Genomic DNA, 21,237 nt, shown 5'->3' with positions numbered 1-21,237 from the left:
CCCGCCCGCGTCAAAAAGGCGCGCCCATCCATTCAGCCAGTGGTGCGGTCAACCGCCGTCCGGATGTGTCATGTACGCCTGATTCAAAGAACCGGGAAGGCCGGTGCGCTGTAGCGGCGCCAGATGGCAGTGGCAACCCGTTGCGCCGCGGCATCTGCCAGCTGCTTCATCTGCGGGTTGCCAAGCTCCGCGGTGGTCTGCCCGAACAGCTCCAGCCAACGCTGGAACATCGACCACTGCAGCCCCGGTATCGCCAGATGCTTGGGCATCGGCGCCCCGCTGAAGCGGGATGTGCCGCGCAACATCGTCGACCAGAAATCGATCAGCAACAGCAGGTGCGACTCCCAGTCATGTACCCGCGCCTCGAAAATCGGGCCAAGCAGCTCGTCTTCGCGCACGCGTGCATAGAAGCGCCGCACCAGCGCTTCCACCTCCTGTTCAGTGCACACATTCACTTCAGGCCTCACCGCCGTTCTCCTTTCCCTACAACCGCCCTCCGATGGTATCCACTTGATCAGGATCAAGGACCACACGACGGGCGCCACCTAGCCTTGCACATTGGCGCCCCGCGTGCATTCAGGCATTGCCATGCGTGCAACCCGGCGTCGTGCTCTCTCAATACGGCCTACCTGGACTCCGCGATGACCGCTCCCGACAAGCCCGCACCGACCGAACCACGACCGCTGCTCCAACTGCTCGGCGCCGTACTGTGGCCCAGCTTCTTCACCGCCGCAGCGATGTCGGCGGTGCTGTTCGCACGCGTGGATCCGGTTGAACTGCAGCGGATCAGCTTTCCCGCGCTCTCCATCAGTCGCGAACTGGGCTATTCGCTGGGCTTCTTCGCGTTCTGGCTGGGCACGCTGTGCGCCTGCAGCGTCACCGCCTTGCTACTGCGCCCATACCGCGAAGACCCGGAGATCTTTGAATGACAGGCGCCGGTCCGGCCTTGCCTTTGACCGGCCGCAGCGGCCCCCGGGCCGCCACGATGGCGATCATGCTCGGCGCCTTCTACGCGACACCCTGGCTGACCTGGAACGGCAAGCCGGGATTTCTGCTTGATATCGGCACTCGCCAGTTCCATGCCTTCGGCCTGTCCATGCAACCGGAGCAATCCGTCCTGCTGCTCTGGATCGCCTTGGCACTGATCGCCGCACTTTTCCTGGTGACAAACCTGTATGGCCGCATCTGGTGTGGCTATACCTGCCCGCAAAGTGTGCTGACCCGCCTGTTCCGCAACTTGGCCCGACGGACAACACTGCCCGCCCCCTACACCTCATTGGGAGTGGCGATCCGCCACGCCACCTGGGCAGGCATCGCACTGTGGACCGGCGTCACCTTCGTCGGCTACTTCACGCCGATCGCGGATCTGGCTCGCAACCTGGCGGGTTTCTCCCTCAACGGCTGGGAGATTTTCTGGATCAGCTTCTATGCGCTGGCCACCTGGGCCAATGTGCTGTACCTGCATGAGCAGGTATGCACGTATCTATGCCCCTACAACCGCGTGCAACACCTGATCACCGACAGCCGCACGCCATCCATCCAATACGACGCCGCACGCGGCGAGCCCCGCGGTACGCGCAGTGGCCACAGTGAAAGCGTCCTGAATCGCCCCAGAGGCCTGTTGGATCCCGAGACTGCGCGTGACTACGCCTTTCGCGCCGCCCATCCGGAAATCGCCGGTGCCCTGCCCAAGTTCGCTCCGGCGCACCTGGGAGATTGCATCGACTGCGGTGCGTGCGTCGGCGCCTGTCCGATCGGCCTGGATATCCGGACCGGACACTCCAGCAACTGCATTGAATGCGCTGCCTGCGTCGATGCCTGCGACAGCATCATGGCCCGACACCGATTCCCCGCAGGCCTGATACGCCGAACCCATATCGCAGCGGGCCAGACAGATGAAAAAAAAACATTGCGCATCAAGCCGCTGGTTTTTGCCGGCGCAATGCTGATCTGCTTCGCGGCGGCAGTCCTCACCGCCAGCACCTTGACTTGAGGCAGGCTTCACGCCAGGAACTACAAACCCGCTTCAAAAATCATGCAAAACAAAAGGCCCGCTTGCGCGGGCCAAAATTTTGCATTTTTCAATTGGAGGCCTGGGTCGGAATCGAACCGGCGTACGCGGATTTGCAATCCGCTGCATAACCACTCTGCTACCAGGCCAAAATCTGAAACGCCGGGGGATTCATTCCCGATATGAAAAAACCCCTTTTACGGGGCTTTTTCCGAATTTGGAGCGGGAAACGAGACTCGAACTCGCGACCTCAACCTTGGCAAGGTTGCGCTCTACCAACTGAGCTATTCCCGCATTTGATGCAGCGCATTCTACAGTCTTCCGAAACAATGCGCCAGCACTTTTAACAAATTTCTTCACATCTCGAGGAGCGTGTTTTCAACGTGCCTCATGAAAAACCCATGTCGTTGCCGGCGTGGATTTCCCGGATGAAACCGCCTTTACAGCAGCGGCTTCACCATGAACTGGAGCGGGAAACGAGACTCGAACTCGCGACCTCAACCTTGGCAAGGTTGCGCTCTACCAACTGAGCTATTCCCGCTTGGCGGGATCCAATTCATACCCAAACTGGAGCGGGAAACGAGACTCGAACTCGCGACCTCAACCTTGGCAAGGTTGCGCTCTACCAACTGAGCTATTCCCGCTTGGGAGGCGAAATTCTACAGGCATTCACCCACCTGTCAACAGCCCCTTCAACTTTTTTTGATCTTCTGCCGCGCGGCTTTTTCCTCTTCGCGCAGGCTCGGCCACGCCGCCATCAGATATTGCGCACCGGAGATCAAGGTCAGCAGTGCGGCGATCGCCAGCATCCAGTCGCCCATATGGAAAACCGGCACTCCCATCCAGATGTCAGCGGCTGGAGTATTGGGTGAAACCGAATACAACAGACACAGCAGCGCGACCATCTGCGCGGTGGTTTTGACCTTGCCGATCATCGCCACACGCACCTTGGCGCGCTGGCCGATCTCAGCCATCCATTCGCGCAGCGCCGACACTGCGATCTCACGTCCGACGATCACCGCCGCCCAGAACGCCATCCATGGGGTGGGATGTCCCTGCACAATCAGGAACAGCGCCACTGCCACCATCAGCTTGTCTGCAACCGGATCCAGAAAGGCACCAAAGGCCGAATGCATCTGGTAGCGACGCGCCACCCAGCCATCAAGCCAGTCGGTGATCGCCGCCAGACCGAAAATCGCTGCGGAGGCGAAGTTGGTCCAGGCATAGGGCAGGTAGAAAACCAGCACCAGCACCGGGATCATCAGGATCCGCAGCAACGTCAGCCAGGTGGGGACAGTCAAATTCATTAAAACGCTACTCCGCTGCCGCATCCGGAATCGACAGTCCATGAAGGTTAGCGTAGATCCGCGCCGCGAGGGCTGCGTTGATGCCGTCCACGCGCGCGATCTCCGCCTCGCCGGCAGCCTTGAGCCCAGCCAGGCCACCAAAATGTTTCAGCAAGCTGGCTCTGCGGCGAGGACCAATGCCCGGAATATCTTCCAGTTTGCTGGTCATACGCGCCTTCTGCCTGCGACCGCGGTGTCCGGTGATCGCAAACCGGTGCGCTTCGTCACGAACCTGCTGGATGAACTGGAGCGCGGGTGAAGCCGCCCCGGGACGGAGCTCACGCCCGTCGGGCAACACCAGCGTCTCGTCGCCCGCGCGGCGTTCAACGCCCTTGGCGACACCCACCAGCATCACCCCTTCAACTCCGAGATCAGCCAAGGCAGCAGCGGCTTGCGCAAGCTGTCCGGCGCCACCGTCGATCAACAGGATATCCGGCAGCGCCCCTCCCTCCTCGACCGCGCGACGGAATCTACGCTCGATGGCCTGATGCATGGCTGCGTAGTCGTCGCCCGGCTCGATCCCGCTGATATTGAAACGCCGGTACTGCGCCCGGACCGGCCCTGCCGCATCGAACACCACGCAGGAGGCGACGGTCGCCTCGCCCATGGTGTGACTGATGTCGAAACATTCCACGCGCTTGACCGGCTCGGCCAGGCCAAGCAGGTCACGCAATGCGTCGCTGCGCGCCTGCTGCGCGCCACGACTGTCGAGCTCGCTCACCAGTGTGATCTGCGCGTTGCGACTGGCCAGTTCAACGTAACCGGCGCGCTCACCGCGCACATTCCACTTCAACGCGACCTTGTGCTCGGCAGCCTCGCTCAGGGCAAGCTCGATCACGTCCACATCCGGGATCTCGCGATCCAGGAGAATCTCCGCTGGCGGCGCATGCTCACCGTAGTACTGCGAAACAAACGCCGCCAGCACTTCTTCAGCACTGTCTTCGCCATTGGTCCGCGGAAAAAATGCACGTGTCCCCAGATTGCGGCCATCGCGGAAGGACAGCAGCATCACGCATGCACTGGCTCCCTGCATGGCACATGCCAGCACATCCAGATCCGCGGCCCGTCCATCGACGTACTGGCGATTCTGCATGCTGCGCAGGGAGGTGATCAGATCGCGCAGACGCGCGGCACGCTCGAACTCCAGGGCATCACTGGCTTCCTGCATCTGCTGGCCAAGTTCCTGCGCGAGCAGGTCGCTCTTTCCTTCCAGGAACAGCGCGGCCCGGTGAACGGATTCGGCATATTCCTGCGGCGCCACCAGCTCCACACACGGCGCACTGCAGCGTCCGATCTGATACTGCAGGCACGGACGCGAACGGTTGCGGAAGACGCTGTCCTCGCAGCTGCGCAAGCGGAACAGCTTGTGCATCAGATTCAAGGTTTCACGCACCGCGCCTACGCCCGGATAGGGGCCGAAGTACCTGCCCGGAACCGCGCGCGGCCCGCGGTGCAGCGCGATACGCGGCCAAGCTTCCCGCGTGAGCAGCACCTGGGGATAGGTCTTGTCATCGCGCAGGGACACGTTGTAGCGCGGCGCCAGCGACTTGATCAGCTGGTTCTCGAGCAGCAACGCCTCCGCCTCGGTACGCGTGACGGTGACATCCATCCGCGCCACCTGTGACAGCATCATCATGATCCGCCGGCTTTTGGGCGAACCGTTGAAATAGCTGCCCACCCGCTTGCGCAACGCACCGGCCTTGCCGACATACAGCAAGGTATCGTCGGCCGCATACATGCGATAAACCCCGGGCGCCGTACTCAATCCCGCCGCGAAGGCCTTGCCGTCAAATTCACTGGAACTCTTGCCACTCATCCGTCTATCGGCACGTCACTCAATTCACCGCTGACCGGGTCGAATCGCAAAATCGCGTGCGCATCGGTTTCAGCAATCCAGACCACGCCGGCGGCGACCGCCAGCGCGCACGGGCCATGCAATCGTCGGGGAAGGTTGACCGTGGAAAGAACCCCCCCGCCCAACCGCAGAGTCCGCAGGGTGCCGTTGCCGGCATCGGCAATCCACAGCAGCGGGGAATCAACCCCCATCGCCAAGCCTTGGGGATACTGCAGCTGTGCCTGCGCGCGAACGCCATCCTCGCTGCCAAACTCCCAGACGCCTTTGCCGATCAAGGTTTGCACCAGATCGCCACGCAACTGTACCGAGCGGATCGCCGAGCCCAGCGCGTCACAGACGTACATGACCTGCTGCACGGCTACCAGTCCGCATGGCTGCGCGAATGCGGCCAGATGGCCGCTGCCATCACGGACTTCCGCAGAACCGGCACCGGCCCGCCAGCGAAGTGCGCGACTGCCGAGGTCATAACTCCAGATGTGGTTGTCACCGGCCATGGCGATATGCAACTGGTTGTCTGCAACGGCCACATCCATCGGATGGTTCAGTGGACTGTCCCAGGGCTGGGCGAGGATGCCTTCCACCGGATCGCCGGCACGCCCGGTGCCACACAGGGTCTCTACCTGCCCGGAAAGCAGGTGGATACGGCGCAGCGCATGATTGCCGGTGTCGGCGACGTAGAGCACGTCACGCACCAGCGCCATGCCATGCGGACGGTTGAACGCGGCCTCGGCAGCTGCGCCATTGATCATGTCAGCGGTACCAACGCCGAACTGGCGCAGCACACGTCCGCTGTGGGCACACTCGAGGATGCGGTGATGGCCGGTGTCTGCCACGTACAGCCGATCCTCCGTTGCCAGCAGCCCCGCCGGAAAGCGCAGCGGCAGCATCGGCTCGGCATTGATCTCGCGCCCGTCGCTGGTATCCCCGTCCAACGGACGCATCAATCCATCGCACAGACCATTGAGCATGCGCTCCAGATCAGCCCCACCGCCGACGATGCGCTCGCGCTCCTGCCCCTGCGCATCAATCAGCACCAGCGTGGGCCAGCTTTCGATACCGAACCTGCGCCAGGTCTCCCACTGCGCATCCAGGATGACCGGCGCACTGACACCATGGCGCCGCAACAGCTTCAAAGCCGGCTGCGGTTCGCGCTCGAAATCAAAGCGCGGCACCTGCACCACCAGCAGCTGGATACGCCCCGGGTTGCGTGCCTGCCACTGCGCGATCTCGGCCAGCCGTTGCGCACACCACACCGAGGCACCATTGACGAAGGCCAGCACCAGCGGCCTTCCACGATAGTCCTGCAGGGTCGACGGCGCGGCATTGAGCCAGATGCCGGACTTGGGAAGCTCCATAGCAAGCTGAACGTTCATGGGCCGATTATGCCGGAGTCGGCTGCCGCTGACAGGCGGCGCACGGTCGCCTGCGCCGCCGCGTCCACCAGCGCCCAGCTGTGCTCGAAATCCCGCCCATCGCCGTAATAGGGGTCTGGCACGGCTTCCCCGGGCATTCCGGCCCACGGCAGCCACAGCACCGCCTTGTGCGCCGCACCGGCAGGCGCCAGCGCCCGCGCATCTTCCAGGTTGCCCTGATCGGCGCACAGGATCAGGTCAAAGCGATCGAAATCCTCGCGCAGCAGCTGTCGGGCCTTCAATCCGCCGATATCCACGCCATGTCCGCGTGCGCAGGCAACCGCACGCGGATCGGGTGCGCGGCCGATGTGCCAATCGGAGGTTCCCGCCGAATCCAGCTCGACCCTCCCGGCCAACGGGGATTGGGCGATCCGCCGCCGCAGGGCGCCCTCGCCCATCGGTGAACGGCAGATATTTCCCAGGCAAACCACCAGCAGCCTCACCCGCCTGCCCTCATCATCGCCTCGGCCCTCTCCAGATCTTCGGGGGTATCGATACCCGGCGGAAACGGTGCCGGCGACAGCGAGACCGAAATACGGAACCCGGCTTCAAGTGCTCGCAGTTGCTCCAGTGATTCGACCTGCTCCAGCACGCCCGGCGGCATCGCCGCGAACTGGCGCAGGAAACCCGCGCGATAGCCGTAGATACCGATATGGCGGAGCCATTGCCCGGCAGGCAGAACGTCCTTTGACTGCGCAAAGGCATCGCGATGCCACGGGATCGGCGCCCGGCTGAAATACAGGGCGTCACCGTCGGCGGTGCGGACCAGCTTCACCACATTGGGATCGAACAAGGTGGGAGCATCTTCCACCGGCGCAGCCAGGGTGGACATGGGGGCGCCACTTTGCGCCACTGCCTCGGCAACTGCACGGATGCCGGCGGCGGGCGCGAACGGCTCATCCCCCTGCAGATTCACCACGATCACATCGTCGTCCCAGCCGGCATGGCGCGCGCATTCGGCCAGACGGTCCGTTCCGGAAGCATGCGCGGTATCCGTCATCGCCACACGGATCCCTTCCAGCCCGTCGAGCGCGGTGGCGATACGCGCATCATCCGTGGCGACCCACACCTCGCGCGCACCGGCATCCAGCGCACGTTTGGCGACATGCAACACCATCGGCTCGCCGGCCAGCAGCGCCAGCGGCTTGCCGGGCAGGCGCGTGGAGGCAAAACGCGCCGGTATGGCGACAACGAAATCGGGAATCGAGCCCATATTCACTCCTTGACCGGCAACAGCTGCCTGTATTCCGCCCTGTCCATCCGCTCCCGGATCCGGGAAGTGGAAGGCGTCAAATGATCCAGTCTTTCAACCACGCGCCAGCTTGACCAGCCGGTCCAGCAAGGCCACCCAGAAGGCGGCAGGCAGCTCGGCCTGCAACGGCACTACAAAATGCCAGTCATTGGCGAACGCCTGGCACTTCACCGCGTCTTTCTCGGTCATCAGTACCGGCAACTCGCTGCCGAATGAAAGGTCTTCGGGCCGATAGCGGTGATGGTCGGCGAACGCATGCGGCACCACGCCGATGCCCCAGGCGCGCAGCATCTGGAAGAAGCGCTGTGGATGCGCGATTCCCGCCACGGCATGCACGCGCTGTCCAGCAAAACTGTGCAAGCTGCGCACACGCCCGCCCTTGAGTGGCCGCGCCGAATCGATTCGAAGACGCATGGCCCATTCGCCAAAGCCCGATGCCGGCGCACCACCTGCCGAATCGCTGGCCTGCCCCAGATTGACCACGCGGAAATCGCAGGCAGCGGCGCGTGCCACAGGCTCACGCAATGGACCGGCCGGCAACAGGCGGCCGTTGCCGTAACGACGCTGCGCATCAACCACTTCGATCTCGATATCGCGCGCCAGACGATAATGCTGCAATCCGTCATCGCAGACGACCACGTCGCACCCGGCGCCCAGCAGAGCCTTGGCGGCGGCGACGCGATCCTTGTCCACGCGTACCGGCACCCCGGTTTTCCATGCGATGAGCAGGGGCTCATCGCCAGCCAGGCCCGGCTGCATCTCCGGGGTGACCCATCGCGCCGTATCGGCCTCGTCACGGCCATAGCCGCGACTGGCGACACCCGGTTTCCAGCCGGCTTCGCGCAGGCGCGTGACCAGTTCGATGGTCAATGGCGTCTTGCCCGTACCGCCGGCGGTGATGTTCCCCACCACGATCACCGGTACCGGCACCTGCCGGCTGCGCAGAACCCCCCGGCGATACAACCAGCGACGCAGGCCGGAAACGGCGCCATACAGCGGCGCCAGCACTTTCGCGACCGCCGGCACCTGGCCACCGTCGTACCAGTACGCCGGTGTCTGTGGACCTTGCCGTGCCATCAGCCCTGGCTCTCCCGGAACTGCATACGGTGCAGGTGCTCATACAGGCCGCCGTGCGCCATCAGTTCGGCATGGGTGCCGCGCTCCACAATGCGCCCCTGGTCCATCACCAGCACCTGGTCGGCGTGTTCGATGGTCGAAAGGCGATGCGCGATGACCAGCGTGGTGCGATCAGGCATCAGTTTCTGCAGCGCATCCTGCACCAGACGCTCGGACTCGTTGTCCAGCGCGGCGGTGGCTTCATCCAGGATCAGGATCGGCGCGTCCTTGAGCATCGCGCGGGCGATGGCCAGACGCTGGCGCTGGCCGCCGGAAAGCTTGCCGCCCTTGGCCCCAACCTGCTCATCCACACCCATCGGCATCTGTTCGACGAACTCCCGCGCATTGGCACCGGCAATGGCCCGTTCCAGCTGTTCATCACTGCTGGAGGCCAGCTCGCCATACGCCACATTCTCGGCGACACTGCCGTTGAACAGCGTCACATGCTGTCCGACCAGTGCGACCTGACGACGCAGGTCGGCCAACCTGTAGTCCTGCAGCGGATGCCCGTCGAGCAGGATCTGCCCACTTTCGATCTCGTAGAAACGTGGAATCAACTTGATCAACGTCGACTTGCCGCTGCCGGAACGGCCGACGATGGCCGTCACCGTACCGGGCTTGGCGATGAAGCTTATGTCTTCCAGGGCGGGCTTGGTCTGGCCTTCGTAACGGGCGCTGACATGCCGGAATTCCAGCTCTCCCCGTGCACGCGTCAAAGGCACGCTCCCGGTGTCCGTCTCGTCGGCCGCATCCAGCACCGTGAAAAGACGCTGTGCGGAAGCAATGCCACGCTGGGTCATGTTCTGCACATTGGTCAACTGCTTGAGCGCTGGAATGATGGTCAGCATCGCCATCATCAAGGCGACAAAATCTCCCACGGTCAGCCGCCCTGCCGCGGCTTCGTGACCGGCGATAAACAGCAGCGCGGCCAGACCGATGGCACCGATCAGCTGCACCATTCCCGAAGAAATACTGCGCGTCGCCTCCACCTTCATCGCCAGTCGCAGATTGGTGTTGGCAAGGCCGGAATAACGCGCCATCTCACGGGGCTGGGCACCGTAGATCTTCACTTCCTGCTGACTGGACAAGGTCTGGTCGGCCGCCTGCAACAGTTCGGCACTGCTTTCCTGGATCCGGTGGCTGATACGGCGGTAGCGCTTGGCCACCTTGTTCATCACCCATGCCAGCGGCGGGGCCAGCACGAAGATGGCCAGCGTCACCTGCCAGCTGTAATAGAACATCATCGCCAGCGAACCCAGTGCCTGCAGCGACTGCTGCAATACCACCTTCATCGCATCAATGGCGGCCTGCGCGACCTGGTCACTGTCCGAGCCCAATCGCACCAGCATCGATGGAACCGGCTCGGCATCAAAGCGCTGGCCGGGAAGCCGCAGATACTTGCCCAGCACCCGCACCCGCAGGTCCCGCGCAATGCTGCGCGCGGCCTTGCCCATGCCGATGTCGGTCAGGTAACCGGCCACACCCCGCAGCAGAAACAGGCCGATGATCGCCAAGGGCATCCATGGATTGATGTCCTCCGGATTCACCAGGTTGTCGGTGATCGGGCTCATCAACGCCAGAAAGCCCATGCCGGCGGCCGCTTCGATCAGCATGCCCGCCAAGGCCATGAGCAGCAGCACCCGGTAGGGCCTGGCAAAGCCGAGCAGGCGCTTGTAGGTCTGCCATGGGCTGGCCAGTACGCTCATTGCCTGGCTTCCGGTGCAGTGGCGATGGCGATGCGGCGGAAGCCCAACTGGCCCAGTGCGTCCTGCGCGGTGACCACGGCTTGATAAGGTGTGCGGGCGTCGGCGCGCAGCAGCACCGTCTGCTCGCGATCAGCACCGGCCAGTTGACCGATGGTCTGCTTCAACGACTCGATGTCGGTGCGCAGCACTTCCTGGTCATTGATGAAATAACGGCCATCGGCATTGACCAGCACGCTCAGCGAGCGGGGCGGCTCGGGGTTGTTCTGGTCGCTGGCAGTAGGCAACTGCAGCTGCAAGGTGGAGCGCGCATCGAACGTGGTGGTGACCACGAAGAAGATGATCAGCACCAGAATCACATCGATCAGCGGAACCAGATCGATCTGCGGCTCATCCTGCAAGCGGTTGTCACGGATACGCACGGCTCAGGCCTTTTCCATCGCAGCCGGACGCTGGACACCGGTGGCCTTGTTGGCCGCCAGCACCGCCGGACGGCCATCGAGCGAATCCAGCAGGGCACCGGCTTCCTGCTCCATTTCGATCACATAGCCGTCGATGACCCCGCGGAAATAGCGATGGAACATCAACGCCGGAATCGCCACCATCATGCCCGTGGCCGTGCACACCAGCGCCTTGCCGATACCGCCAGCCAGCTGATTCACATCGCCCACACCATGGTCCAGTATCCCCAGGAACATCTGGATCATGCCGACCACGGTACCCAGCAAGCCCAGCAACGGGCCCGCCGAAGCGATGGTGCCCAGCGCATTGAGGAAACGGCCCATGCGGTGAACCAGATGGCGACCGGTGTCTTCGATTCGCTCGCGGATCTGGTCGCGCGGCCGGTTGCGCGCTTCCAATGCCGCCGCCAGCAACGCCCCCAGGGGAGAATTGGCACGCAGGGATTCGATATGCGAGGCATCGAGCTTGCCCCGTGCGGCCCAGTTGCGGACTTCCTGCCCCAACCCCGGCGGCAGCACTTCGTTACGCCGCAGTGTCCAGAAACGCTCCAGGACAATCGCCAAAGCCAGTACGCCCAACAACAGCAGCGGCACCATCGGCCAGCCGCCCGCCTTGACCAGTTCCCACACGTTTCAACCCTCTGGCACTGCGGCCATCTGTTCGATCGGCGATAGGATAGCAGCCGCCCGGGCCCGCTCCGCTGCATCCCATACATGCGAGCGCCAGATCCGGCGTTCACGCACCTGCAGATCCTGACCACCCAGCCAGACGCTGACCGCGCCACTGGTTGCGGTATTCAGCACTTCGGCCCCCGCGTGCTGCCAGCGCCGGACAACGTCCGCGCGCGGATGGCCAAAGCGGTTGCCATGCCCGGTAGAGACCACCACCAGCCGGGGCCGGATGGCGGCGACAAAATCCGGGCGCGAGGATCCGCCACTGCCATGGTGCGGGGCCACCACGACATCGGCCTTCAGCAGCGCCCGGCTGCGCTTCACCAGCCCCTGCTCGATCACCTCGCCGATATCCCCGGTCAGCAGTACCGTGCCATGGGGTGATGCCACACGCAGCACACAGCTGGACTCGTTCCCCAGATAGGGAAACCCCGGTGTGGGATGCAGGAACTGGAATTCCACGCCATCCCACCGCCAGCGCTGCCCGGCCACGCAGGGAGTGGCCGCCGCCAGGCTCAGGCCCGGCGGCGCCTGCCAGCGTGCCGCCGGCACTCCGGCGCGAACCGCGTCGGCACCCCCGGCATGATCGGCATCGCCATGGCTGATCACGATGGCATCCAGATGCCCGATCCCCTGCGCGCGCAGCGCGGGCACCACAACCCGCTCCCCGGCATCGAACCCATCCCGGACAGCCGGCCCGGCGTCGTACAGCAGCTGATGCGTGGCGGTCCGCACCAGCACCGACAGCCCCTGCCCCACGTCCAGTACCTGCAGCTGGACCTCGCCGGCAGCCGGCAGTCCACGGGAAGGCCAAAGCAGCGGCAGCCACAGCACACACGCCATCCACTTCCCCGGCACACCCCTCGGAAGCAGCATCCACAGCGCTCCCGCCACCGCCAGCAGCAGCGCCCCCCATCCGCTCTCCGGCAGCCACCACAGCGCGAACCGGCTTTTGGCAAGCCAGCCGAACAATGGCCAACTCATATCAAAGCATGCACCGGAAGCCCGCCACAGCCATCCGCCGACGCCGGGCAGCACGGCTTCCACTGCGGTTCCCAGCAGCGCCAGCGGCACCACCACCAGCGTCCACCAGGGAATCGCCAGCAGATTGGCCATCGGCCCGATCACCGATGCCTGCCCGAACAGCATCACCGTCAACGGCAGCAGGCCGACCGTCGCCACCCATTGCGCCGACAAGAATCCACGGAACCAGTGCGTTCGCTCCGGCAGACACCAGATCAGCCACGCCACGCCTGCAAAACTCAGCCAGAACCCGGCCGCCAGGATCGACAGCGGATCCCACAGGGAAACGGCAAGGGCCGCCAGCGCAAGACAGCTGCCCAGGCCGGCCGGGCGGCGCCATAGACGCGCTGCGACCACCACGGCAATCATCAGCACGGTGCGTACAGTCGGCAGCGAGAAACCGGCGATCGCCGCATAGCCGAACGCGCCGCCCAACGCCGCCAGGGCCGCGGCCTGCGGCCGGGGGATATGCCGCGCCAGCCCCGGCATGCACCACCAGAGCAGGCATGTCAGCCAGGCCACGCATCCCGCCACCATGCCCACGTGGAAACCGGAGATCGCGATCAGATGGGTCAACCCGGTCGCACGCAACACCTGCCAGTCCGCCTCATCCAGCCCCCGCGTATCCCCCAATGCCAATGCCCGCACATAGCGCGAAGAACGCGAACTGACGGCGACGTCGATCCGCTGCGCCATACGCTCGCGCCATGCATCCAGGCCACGGGGCACGCCCAGGGCCTGCCCACCCGCTTCACCGACTATTCCGGTCGCGGCGATCCGCTGCGCCAGTGCATGCCGCTCGGCATCGAAACCGCCCGGATTCTGCAGCCCGCGCGGCGCCCGGAGTTTCGCGGAAAAGCGCCAGCGGGAGCCGGCATGCAGCTCACGCCGCGGGCCGACCGCCGTGGCGTCGAAATCGTCATACCAGGCCAGCTGCAGCAAGCGACCACGCAGCGGCACCGGCTGCCCCGGGTCGCCATCCACACGCAATAGAAAGCGGGTGCGCCGCGCCTCGACATCGGGCAGCCCCTCGACGGTCCCCACCAGCTGCGCTACCTGTCCTTCCCGCGCGGCGGGCAATTGTCCTGTCAACGCCCACCCGGCGTGCAACGCGGCCCAGCCGGCACCCGCAAGCAAGGCCCCGATCCATCGCAACCTTCCTCCCAGCAGCCAGCTTGCCAGCCCGCTGGTCAGCAGCAGCACCCGCAAGGAAAACGGCGGCAATGCCGGCGCCCACAGTGCCGCGCAGATGCCGGTGACGAACAGCACCGCCACCGACTTGCCAAACGGCGCGGGTGCATCGCCACTTGCCAGGACAGAGCGCGCCCGGGATTTCAGCGATACCGGTTCGGACTTCATCAGCAGCATCCCCCGCTATGACCAGACGGATGCTGAGGCCCACAACGCCAGCCCGATATCAGGCAAACGGAGTCGTGACCGTAGGGAAAACGCGAAGCCGCAGGCAAAAGAAAAGCGGGCCGAAGCCCGCTTTTCCTGGATCAGCAATCGCGCTGCGGCTTATTCGGCCGAGGCGGTTTCGCCTTCACCCTCTTCCACGGCCTTCATCGACAGGCGGATACGGCCCTGCTTGTCGACTTCCAGCACCTTGACCTTGACCACATCGCCTTCCTTCAGCACGTCGCCAACCTTCTCGACGCGGTCGCTGGAGATCTGCGACACGTGGACCAGACCGTCCTTGCCCGGCAGGATGGTGACGAACGCACCGAAGTCCATGATCTTTGCGACCTTGCCTTCGTAGATGCGGCCCGGCTCGACGTCCGAGGTGATCTGCTCGATGCGGGCCTTGGCGGCCTGGGCAGCGGCGTTGTTCACCGAAGCGATGGTGATGGTGCCATCGTCCTGGATGTCGATCTGGGTGCCGGTTTCCTTGGTGATGGCCTGGATGGTGGAACCACCCTTGCCGATCACTTCGCGGATCTTGTCCGGGTGGATCTTGATGGTCAGCAGACGCGGCGCGTAGTCCGACAGCTCGGCACGCGGGGTGGTCAGGCCATGGGCCATTTCGCCCAGGATGTGCAGACGGCCAGCCTTGGCCTGCTGCAGGGCCTGCTTCATGATCTCTTCGGTGATGCCTTCGATCTTGATATCCATCTGCAGGGCGGAGATGCCCTCGGCGGTACCGGCAACCTTGAAGTCCATGTCGCCCAGGTGATCTTCATCACCCAGGATGTCGGACAGCACGACGAAACGCTCGCCTTCCTTGACCAGACCCATGGCGATACCGGCCACCGGCGACTTGACCGGCACGCCGGCGTCCATCAGGGCCAGCGAGGAACCGCAGACCGATGCCATCGACGAGGAGCCGTTGGATTCGGTGATTTCCGACACCACGCGGATGGTGTACGGGAAGGCTTCCAGCGACGGCATCACAGCCAGCACACCGCGCTTGGCCAGACGGCCGTGGCCGATTTCACGACGCTTCGGCGCACCGAAACGACCGCACTCACCGACCGAGTAGGGCGGGAAGTTGTAATGGAACAGGAAGTTTTCCTTGTACTCACCGGCAACGGCGTCAATGATCTGGCCGTCGCGTGCTGTGCCCAGCGTGATGGTCACGATGGCCTGGGTTTCGCCGCGGGTGAACAGCGCCGAGCCGTGGGTGCGCGGCAGCACGCTGGTCTTCACGGCGATCGGGCGGACGGTGTCCAGCGCACGGCCATCGATGCGGACCTTGGTGTCCAGCACCGAGTTGCGCATGGTGCTGTATTCCAGCTCGCCGAATTCCTTCGACAGCTCGGCCAGGCTCCAGCCTTCCGCGGCGACGCGGCCAGCCAGGGCTTCGGTCACATCCTTCTTGATGGCGGCGATGGCGTCGCGGCGCTGCAGCTTGTCACGCACCTGGAACGCTTCCGCCAGCTTGGTGCCGACAGCTTCCTGCAGCGCGCTGATCAGCGCGGTGTTCTTGGCCGGAGCGACCCAGTCGCTCGGCTTGGTGCCGGCTTCAACGGTCAGCTCGTTGATCGCGTTGATGACCTTCTGCATCTCGCGATGACCGAAGGTCACGGCGCCCAGCATCACGTCTTCAGACAGCAGCGCGGCTTCGGATTCCACCATCAGCACGGCGTTGGCGGTACCGGCGACGACCAGCTCCAGCTGCGATTCCTTCAGCTCCGAAACGGTCGGATTGAGGATGTATTCGCCATCCTTGTAACCCACCTTGGCGGCACCGATCGGGCCCTTGAACGGCGTACCGGCCAGCGACAGGGCGGCCGAGGCGCCGATCAGCGCAGCGATATCACCGTCCACTTCCGGGTTCAGCGACATCACCGTGGCGATGATCTGCACTTCGTTCCGGTAGTCTTCCGGGAACAGCGGACGGATCGGGCGATCGATCAGACGCGAGATCAGCGTCTCCTTCTCGGTCGCACGGCCTTCACGCTTGAAGAACCCCCCGGGGATACGGCCGCCGGCGTAGAACTTTTCCTGGTAATCGACGGTCAGCGGGAAGAAGTCCTGGCCTTCACGTGCGCTTTTGGCGGCCACGGCAGTGACCAGCAGCACGGTGTCGTCCATCTTGACGATGACGGCGCCGCCGGCCTGACGGGCGATTTCGCCGGTTTCAAGCGTGACGGTGTGCTTGCCGTACTGGAAGGTTTTGGTGATTTTTGCCACGGGGGTGTCCTTGGATGATGCATTCTTCAGATGGACCATTGCCGACCCTTGCCAGCCATGGTTTGCCGGGCGGTTCCGGCCTATCTACTGCGGTTGAAACTCTAAAAGCAAAACCGCGGCGCATCGCTGCGCCGCGGCCGGAAATCTCTTAGCGGCGCAGACCGAGCTTTTCGATCAGAGCCTTGTAACGTTCGACATCCTTCTTCTTCAGGTAGTCGAGCAGGCTGCGGCGGCGATTGACCATCTGCAGCAGGCCGCGACGGCTGTGGTGATCCTTCTTGTGGGTCTTGAAGTGACCGGTCAGCAGCTCGATGCGGGCGGTCAGCAGGGCGACCTGGACTTCCGGCGAACCGGTGTCGGCAGCGCCGCGCTTGTTTTCTTCAATAACCTTCTGGGTGTCGATCGACATTGTTTTTTCTCATTGATGCGTGGCCGGCAGGAACGTCCAATGACGCACCGCCCAGCTCGCCGTTTCAGGAATGCCGCCTGCCGACGGCAGACGGTGCCCCACAAGGGGACCGCGAAATTGTAACGATCCCGGCCCCCCGTCACAAGGCGCAGGGCCGGAGTGCAGGGATGCGCTCAGAGGTTGAACAGGCGCTGAGGCGACAGAAGTCCACCGTCTGTCACCTGCCCCAGGCCGACGGCGCCCGCATTTTGCTCGAACACCGCAACCAGTCCTTCGGGCCAGCCGGCATTGCGCTGACGCTGCCCCATCCGGAAGCGCCGCGCCTGTTCAGCCTCGATCTCGACGCGCGGAAAATGGCTCAACCCGGCCTCGATGGGCAGCAGCCAGTCCATCAGCGCAGCCTCATCGCCCCGCTCGGCCACTATCCGCAACTCATCCAGCCCGATCATGCGGGGCGCCAGAAACGGCTCCACCCACAACCGGCGCAACCCGGTGATATGTGCACCGCATCCGAGCAGCTCGCCCAGATCACGCGCCAGCGCCCGGATGTAGGTGCCCGAGCCGCAGGTCACCCGCAGTGACAGTCGCGCGCCGTCGTGCGACAGCACCTCGATGGCCTGCACATGCACCTCGCGCTCTGGCGCTTCGATGACTTCACCACGTCTGGCCTTGGCGTAGAGCGGCTCACCGCCCTGCTTGAGCGCCGAATAGATGGGTGCACGCTGGCGGATATGCCCGGTAAGCGATGCCAGCGCCGCCGCCAGCGTCGCTTCCGCGATGACCGGCACCGGGCGACGCAGCAGCTCCGCACCATCGGAATCGTCCGTATCTGTAGTCACGCCCAGCACGATATCGGCGTCATAGGCCTTGGCCGAGCCCAACAACAATCCGGCGATTTTGGTCGCCTCACCAAAGCACAGGGGCAACAGTCCGGTCGCCAGAGGATCCAGACTGCCGGTATGGCCGCCTTTCTCCGCCCGGAACAGCCGCCGTGCCACCTGCAATGCCGTATTGGAGCTCATACCGGCGGGCTTATCGAGCAGGACGATGCCATCCAGCCGACGGAATTGGATTCGAGGACGCATGTAACACCCACTCTTGTATCTGCGCGGCAGGCCTGGCCCACCGCGACACAGGGAATATCAAACCGCAAGGCGGTCAACCCACACCCGCGGGAAGCCCAATACCAGAACAGCCCTCGCGGGCTGTCTCGGTATCACTCTTCGTCGGACTTGTTCTGCGCCACCAACGTATCGGGAAGATCACGCAGAAGATTGTCGATTCGCTCGCCGCGATCCACCGAATCGTCGTAGTGGAAATGCAGCTCTGGCACATGCCGCAGCTTCATCGCCCGGGCCAGGCCGGTACGCAACTCGCCAGCCAGCTCCCGCAGCCCCTTGACCGCCTCCAGCGAGCGCTCCGGCATCAACGCCGTCACGAACACCTTGGCATGAGCCATATCACGCGTGACCTCCACGTCCGAAACGCTGACCGAGGGCAGCCCGTGCTCACGCACGGCGGCATGCACCAGAGTGCCCAGATCACGGCGGATCTGCGCGGAAACACGGTCGGTACGATGGAAAGTCTTCGGCACGTTGCTTGGCTCTTCTGATTCGATACGGGGGAAACCGGCCGCCCGCCAGATGGCGGAACGGCCGTTGTCGCAGTTACAGCGTGCGCGGCACTTCGATACGCTCGAAGCACTCGATCTGGTCGCCCGGCTTGACGTCGTTGTAGGCCTTCACGCCGATACCGCACTCGGTACCGTTGCGCACCTCTTCCACGTTTTCCTTGAAGCGGCGCAGCGATTCCAATTCACCTTCGAACACCACCACGCTGTCACGCAGCACGCGGATCGGCTTGTTCCGCTTGACCACGCCCTCGACCACCATACAACCGGCGATAGCGCCCAGCTTCGAGCTGCGGAAGACATCGCGGACCTCGGCGATACCGATGATCTCTTCGCGGATCTCCACACCCAGCAGACCCGAGGCCACCTGCTTCACCTGGTCAATCACGTCATAGATGATCGAGAAGTAACGCAGATCCACACCGTGCGATTCGATGATGCGACGGGCCGAAGCGTCGGCGCGCACATTGAAGCCGATCACGGTGGCCTTGGAGGCGGCCGCCGAATTGGCGTCCGACTCGGTAATGCCACCCACGCCGGAGTGGATCACGTTGATACGGATGTCATCGTTGGACAACGCCACCAGCGCCTGGCTCAGCGCCTGCACCGAGCCCTGGACGTCGGCCTTGATCAGCAGGTTGAGCACCTGCTGGCCTTCGCCCTTGCCCAGCTGCGCCATGATGTCTTCCATGCGGCTGCCCGCCGTGGCGACCAGGCGCGACTCGCGGCGCTTGGTTTCACGCGTCTGCGCGACTTCCTTGGCCAGACGCTCGTCTTCCACGACCACGAAGTCATCGCCGGCTTCGGGCACGCCGGACAGACCCAGCACCTGCACAGGGATCGACGGGCCGGCTTCAGCCGCCTGACTGCCGGTCTCATCGAACAGGGCACGCACACGGCCGTACTGGATACCGCAGACCAGGTAGTCGCCCTTCTTCAGCGTACCCTGCTGCACCAGCACCGTCGCGACCGGGCCACGGCCCTTGTCCAGCGACGATTCGATGACCACGCCGCTGGCGCGGCCTTCGGCCACGGCCTTCAGTTCGAGCAATTCGGCCTGCAGCGAGATCGCATCCAACAGGTCATCGATACCAAGGCCGGTCTTGGCGGAAATTTCCACCATCTGGATGTCACCACCGAAATCTTCGGCCACGACCTGCTCGGCGAGCAGCTCGTTCTTGACCCGCATCGGATCGGCCGAGGACTTGTCGATCTTGTTGATCGCCACCACGATCGGCGCATTGGCCGCGCGAGCGTGCTTGATCGCTTCCTTGGTCTGCGGCATGACGCCGTCATCGGCCGCCACCACCACCACCACCACGTCGGTCAGCTGCGCACCACGGGCACGCATCGACGAGAACGCGGCATGGCCGGGGGTGTCGAGGAAGCTGATCACGCCCTTGGGCGTGGTCACATGATAGGCACCGATATGCTGGGTGATGCCACCGGCTTCACCGGTCGCCACCTTGGTGCGGCGGATGTAGTCCAGCAGCGAGGTCTTGCCATGGTCGACGTGACCCATGATGGTGACCACCGGCGGACGCGGCACTGCCTCACCCTGGTTGGTGTCGGCGATCGCCAGCAACGCGTCTTCGGCGTCGTTGTTGCTTGCACGCACCACCGTATGGCCGAGTTCCTCGGTCACCAGCGCGGCGGTATCGTGATCGATGCTCTGGGTGATGGTCGCCATGACGCCCATCTTGAACAGCGCCTTGACCACTTCGCCGCCCTTCAGGGCCAGCTTCTGGGCCAGATCGGCCACGGTGATGGTGTCGCCGATCGCCACTTCACGCACCACCGGCGCGGTGGGGCGCTCGAAGCCATGGCTGCCAGCACCGCTGCGGGACTGCTCGTTGCCACGACGACCCTGCGGTGCACGGCCGCCCGGACGACCACGGGAATTGTTGTTGCTGTTGCCGCGACGGGCACGATCGGCCGCCGACAGGTGCAGCTGGCCACCGAAACGGTTGCCACCGTCCCCATCGGAGCCTCGCGACTTGTTGCCGGGCTTGGCTGCCGCACCACCGCGATCATCACGCGCAGGCGCTGCTGGCGTTGCCGCAGCGGCGCGCGACGCTGCCGGGGCTTTGCGCGGCTTGGCCAGCTCTTCAATGATCGGCTGCCGGACTGCAGGCGCCGGCGGCGCCTCTGCCGCCTTGATCGCATCCTCGGCAGCCTTGCGCGCCGCCTCTTCGCGCTGCCGCTCAGCTTCCTCGGCAGCCTTTTGGCGCGCGGCGATTTCCTCGTCGCGCAGGCGATCCTTCTCGGCCAGCATCCGCTGTTCGTCGAGATTGCGCTGACGCGACTCTTCGAGCTTGCGCAGGATGTCCGCGCGCTCTTCGTCCGGCGTCATCGCCGTCTTGCCGCCCTCCGGCTTGACGTAGGTACGCTTCTGGCGCACTTCGACATTGACCGTGGTTTTGCTGCGGCCAGCATTGACAGTCACTTCCTGCACCTTGCGGCGATTCAGGGTGATCTTCTTCGGTGCGGCTTCAGCTTCTTCGGCGGGCTGCTCTTCCTTGCCGTGTGAACGGCGCAAGAAGCCAAGCAGCTTCACTTTCTCGGCACTGGTCACGATCTGGTCGGGACCGCTGAACTTCATACCGGCCTGAGCCAGCTGCTCCAGCAGTTTCTCGACCGGCGTATTGACCAGTTCGGCGAGCTTGCGGATGGTGGTTTGCTGCGACATTCGGATCCTATGATCTTGTTGGCGC

General features: G+C 64.1%; 17 protein-coding genes, 4 tRNA genes and 1 pseudogene. 2 read left to right on the top strand and 20 right to left on the bottom strand.

Annotated features, from left to right (window positions below):
• Window positions 1–83: 83 nt before the first annotated feature.
• On the bottom strand, window positions 84–467 hold the full coding sequence (locus ACVOMC_RS07475) for a group III truncated hemoglobin (RefSeq protein WP_481523452.1): 384 nt from the start codon (window positions 465–467) through the stop codon (window positions 84–86).
• 174 nt (window positions 468–641) lie between these two features.
• On the opposite strand from ACVOMC_RS07475, the gene ACVOMC_RS07470 reads away from it, so the two are divergent.
• Window positions 642–929, top strand: a complete 288-nt coding sequence (locus ACVOMC_RS07470) for a hypothetical protein (protein ID WP_481523451.1) — start codon at window positions 642–644, stop codon at window positions 927–929.
• On the top strand, window positions 926–1,993 hold the full coding sequence (locus ACVOMC_RS07465) for a 4Fe-4S dicluster domain-containing protein (protein WP_481523450.1): 1,068 nt from the start codon (window positions 926–928) through the stop codon (window positions 1,991–1,993). The genes ACVOMC_RS07470 and ACVOMC_RS07465 overlap by 4 nt, the downstream gene beginning before the upstream one ends.
• Window positions 1,994–2,086: 93 nt before the next feature.
• On the opposite strand, the gene ACVOMC_RS07460 is transcribed toward ACVOMC_RS07465, so the two are convergent.
• From ACVOMC_RS07460 to infB, 19 genes and pseudogenes are all read right to left on the bottom strand, one after another.
• Window positions 2,087–2,160, bottom strand: a tRNA-Cys gene (locus ACVOMC_RS07460).
• A 69-nt stretch (window positions 2,161–2,229) separates the two neighbouring features.
• Window positions 2,230–2,305: transfer RNA gene (locus ACVOMC_RS07455), tRNA-Gly, on the bottom strand.
• Window positions 2,306–2,476: 171 nt separating this feature from the next.
• Window positions 2,477–2,552, bottom strand: a tRNA-Gly gene (locus tag ACVOMC_RS07450).
• Between the two features lie 27 nt (window positions 2,553–2,579).
• A tRNA-Gly gene (locus tag ACVOMC_RS07445) sits at window positions 2,580–2,655 on the bottom strand.
• Window positions 2,656–2,703: 48 nt separating this feature from the next.
• Window positions 2,704–3,318, bottom strand: coding sequence for a CDP-diacylglycerol--glycerol-3-phosphate 3-phosphatidyltransferase (pgsA, locus tag ACVOMC_RS07440; RefSeq protein ID WP_054658885.1), 615 nt, complete (start codon window positions 3,316–3,318; stop codon window positions 2,704–2,706).
• Between the two features lie 7 nt (window positions 3,319–3,325).
• Window positions 3,326–5,173, bottom strand: a complete 1,848-nt coding sequence (uvrC, locus tag ACVOMC_RS07435) for an excinuclease ABC subunit UvrC (RefSeq protein WP_054658884.1) — start codon at window positions 5,171–5,173, stop codon at window positions 3,326–3,328.
• Window positions 5,170–6,585 (bottom strand): hypothetical protein, encoded by a 1,416-nt coding sequence (locus ACVOMC_RS07430; RefSeq protein WP_481523449.1) that lies wholly within the window; start codon window positions 6,583–6,585, stop codon window positions 5,170–5,172. Before ACVOMC_RS07430 ends, uvrC begins: the two co-directional genes overlap by 4 nt.
• Window positions 6,582–7,067, bottom strand: a complete 486-nt coding sequence (locus ACVOMC_RS07425; protein WP_481523448.1) for a low molecular weight protein-tyrosine-phosphatase — start codon at window positions 7,065–7,067, stop codon at window positions 6,582–6,584. The genes ACVOMC_RS07430 and ACVOMC_RS07425 overlap by 4 nt, the downstream gene beginning before the upstream one ends.
• On the bottom strand, window positions 7,064–7,828 hold the full coding sequence (gene kdsB / locus ACVOMC_RS07420; RefSeq protein ID WP_481523573.1) for a 3-deoxy-manno-octulosonate cytidylyltransferase: 765 nt from the start codon (window positions 7,826–7,828) through the stop codon (window positions 7,064–7,066). The genes ACVOMC_RS07425 and kdsB overlap by 4 nt, the downstream gene beginning before the upstream one ends.
• Before the next feature lie 102 nt (window positions 7,829–7,930).
• Window positions 7,931–8,953: a tetraacyldisaccharide 4'-kinase gene (gene lpxK, locus ACVOMC_RS07415; protein ID WP_481523447.1), complete on the bottom strand. Its 1,023-nt coding sequence runs from the start codon at window positions 8,951–8,953 to the stop codon at window positions 7,931–7,933.
• Complete coding sequence (msbA, locus tag ACVOMC_RS07410) at window positions 8,953–10,698, bottom strand: lipid A export permease/ATP-binding protein MsbA (protein WP_481523446.1); 1,746 nt, start codon at window positions 10,696–10,698, stop codon at window positions 8,953–8,955. The genes lpxK and msbA overlap by 1 nt, the downstream gene beginning before the upstream one ends.
• On the bottom strand, window positions 10,695–11,117 hold the full coding sequence (locus ACVOMC_RS07405) for an ExbD/TolR family protein (protein ID WP_054659411.1): 423 nt from the start codon (window positions 11,115–11,117) through the stop codon (window positions 10,695–10,697). Before ACVOMC_RS07405 ends, msbA begins: the two co-directional genes overlap by 4 nt.
• 3 nt (window positions 11,118–11,120) lie before the next feature.
• Window positions 11,121–11,786 (bottom strand): MotA/TolQ/ExbB proton channel family protein, encoded by a 666-nt coding sequence (locus ACVOMC_RS07400; RefSeq protein ID WP_054659409.1) that lies wholly within the window; start codon window positions 11,784–11,786, stop codon window positions 11,121–11,123.
• Window positions 11,680–14,210: pseudogene (locus tag ACVOMC_RS07395) on the bottom strand (DNA internalization-related competence protein ComEC/Rec2). The gene ACVOMC_RS07400 and the pseudogene ACVOMC_RS07395 overlap by 107 nt, the downstream one beginning before the upstream one ends.
• A gap of 159 nt (window positions 14,211–14,369) precedes the next feature.
• The gene (pnp, locus tag ACVOMC_RS07390; protein ID WP_054656968.1) at window positions 14,370–16,484 is read right to left on the bottom strand and encodes a polyribonucleotide nucleotidyltransferase; all 2,115 of its coding nucleotides are present in this window, start codon (window positions 16,482–16,484) and stop codon (window positions 14,370–14,372) included.
• A 148-nt stretch (window positions 16,485–16,632) separates the two neighbouring features.
• A complete protein-coding gene (rpsO, locus tag ACVOMC_RS07385) occupies window positions 16,633–16,893 on the bottom strand; it encodes a 30S ribosomal protein S15 (RefSeq protein ID WP_054656964.1) in 261 nt (86 codons plus the stop codon).
• 173 nt (window positions 16,894–17,066) lie between these two features.
• On the bottom strand, window positions 17,067–17,978 hold the full coding sequence (gene truB / locus ACVOMC_RS07380; protein WP_481523445.1) for a tRNA pseudouridine(55) synthase TruB: 912 nt from the start codon (window positions 17,976–17,978) through the stop codon (window positions 17,067–17,069).
• A gap of 131 nt (window positions 17,979–18,109) precedes the next feature.
• Window positions 18,110–18,487, bottom strand: a complete 378-nt coding sequence (gene rbfA / locus ACVOMC_RS07375; protein ID WP_481523444.1) for a 30S ribosome-binding factor RbfA — start codon at window positions 18,485–18,487, stop codon at window positions 18,110–18,112.
• 73 nt (window positions 18,488–18,560) lie between these two features.
• Entirely contained in the window at window positions 18,561–21,212 is a 2,652-nt protein-coding gene (gene infB, locus ACVOMC_RS07370) for a translation initiation factor IF-2 (RefSeq protein ID WP_481523443.1), read from the bottom strand.
• Between the last annotated feature and the right edge of the window lie 25 nt (window positions 21,213–21,237).

The sequence above is a fragment of the Stenotrophomonas sp. STEN014 genome, from assembly GCF_056760315.1.
Note: the sequence above shows the minus strand (reverse complement) of the source record. Positions and strands in the feature narration are given on the sequence as shown.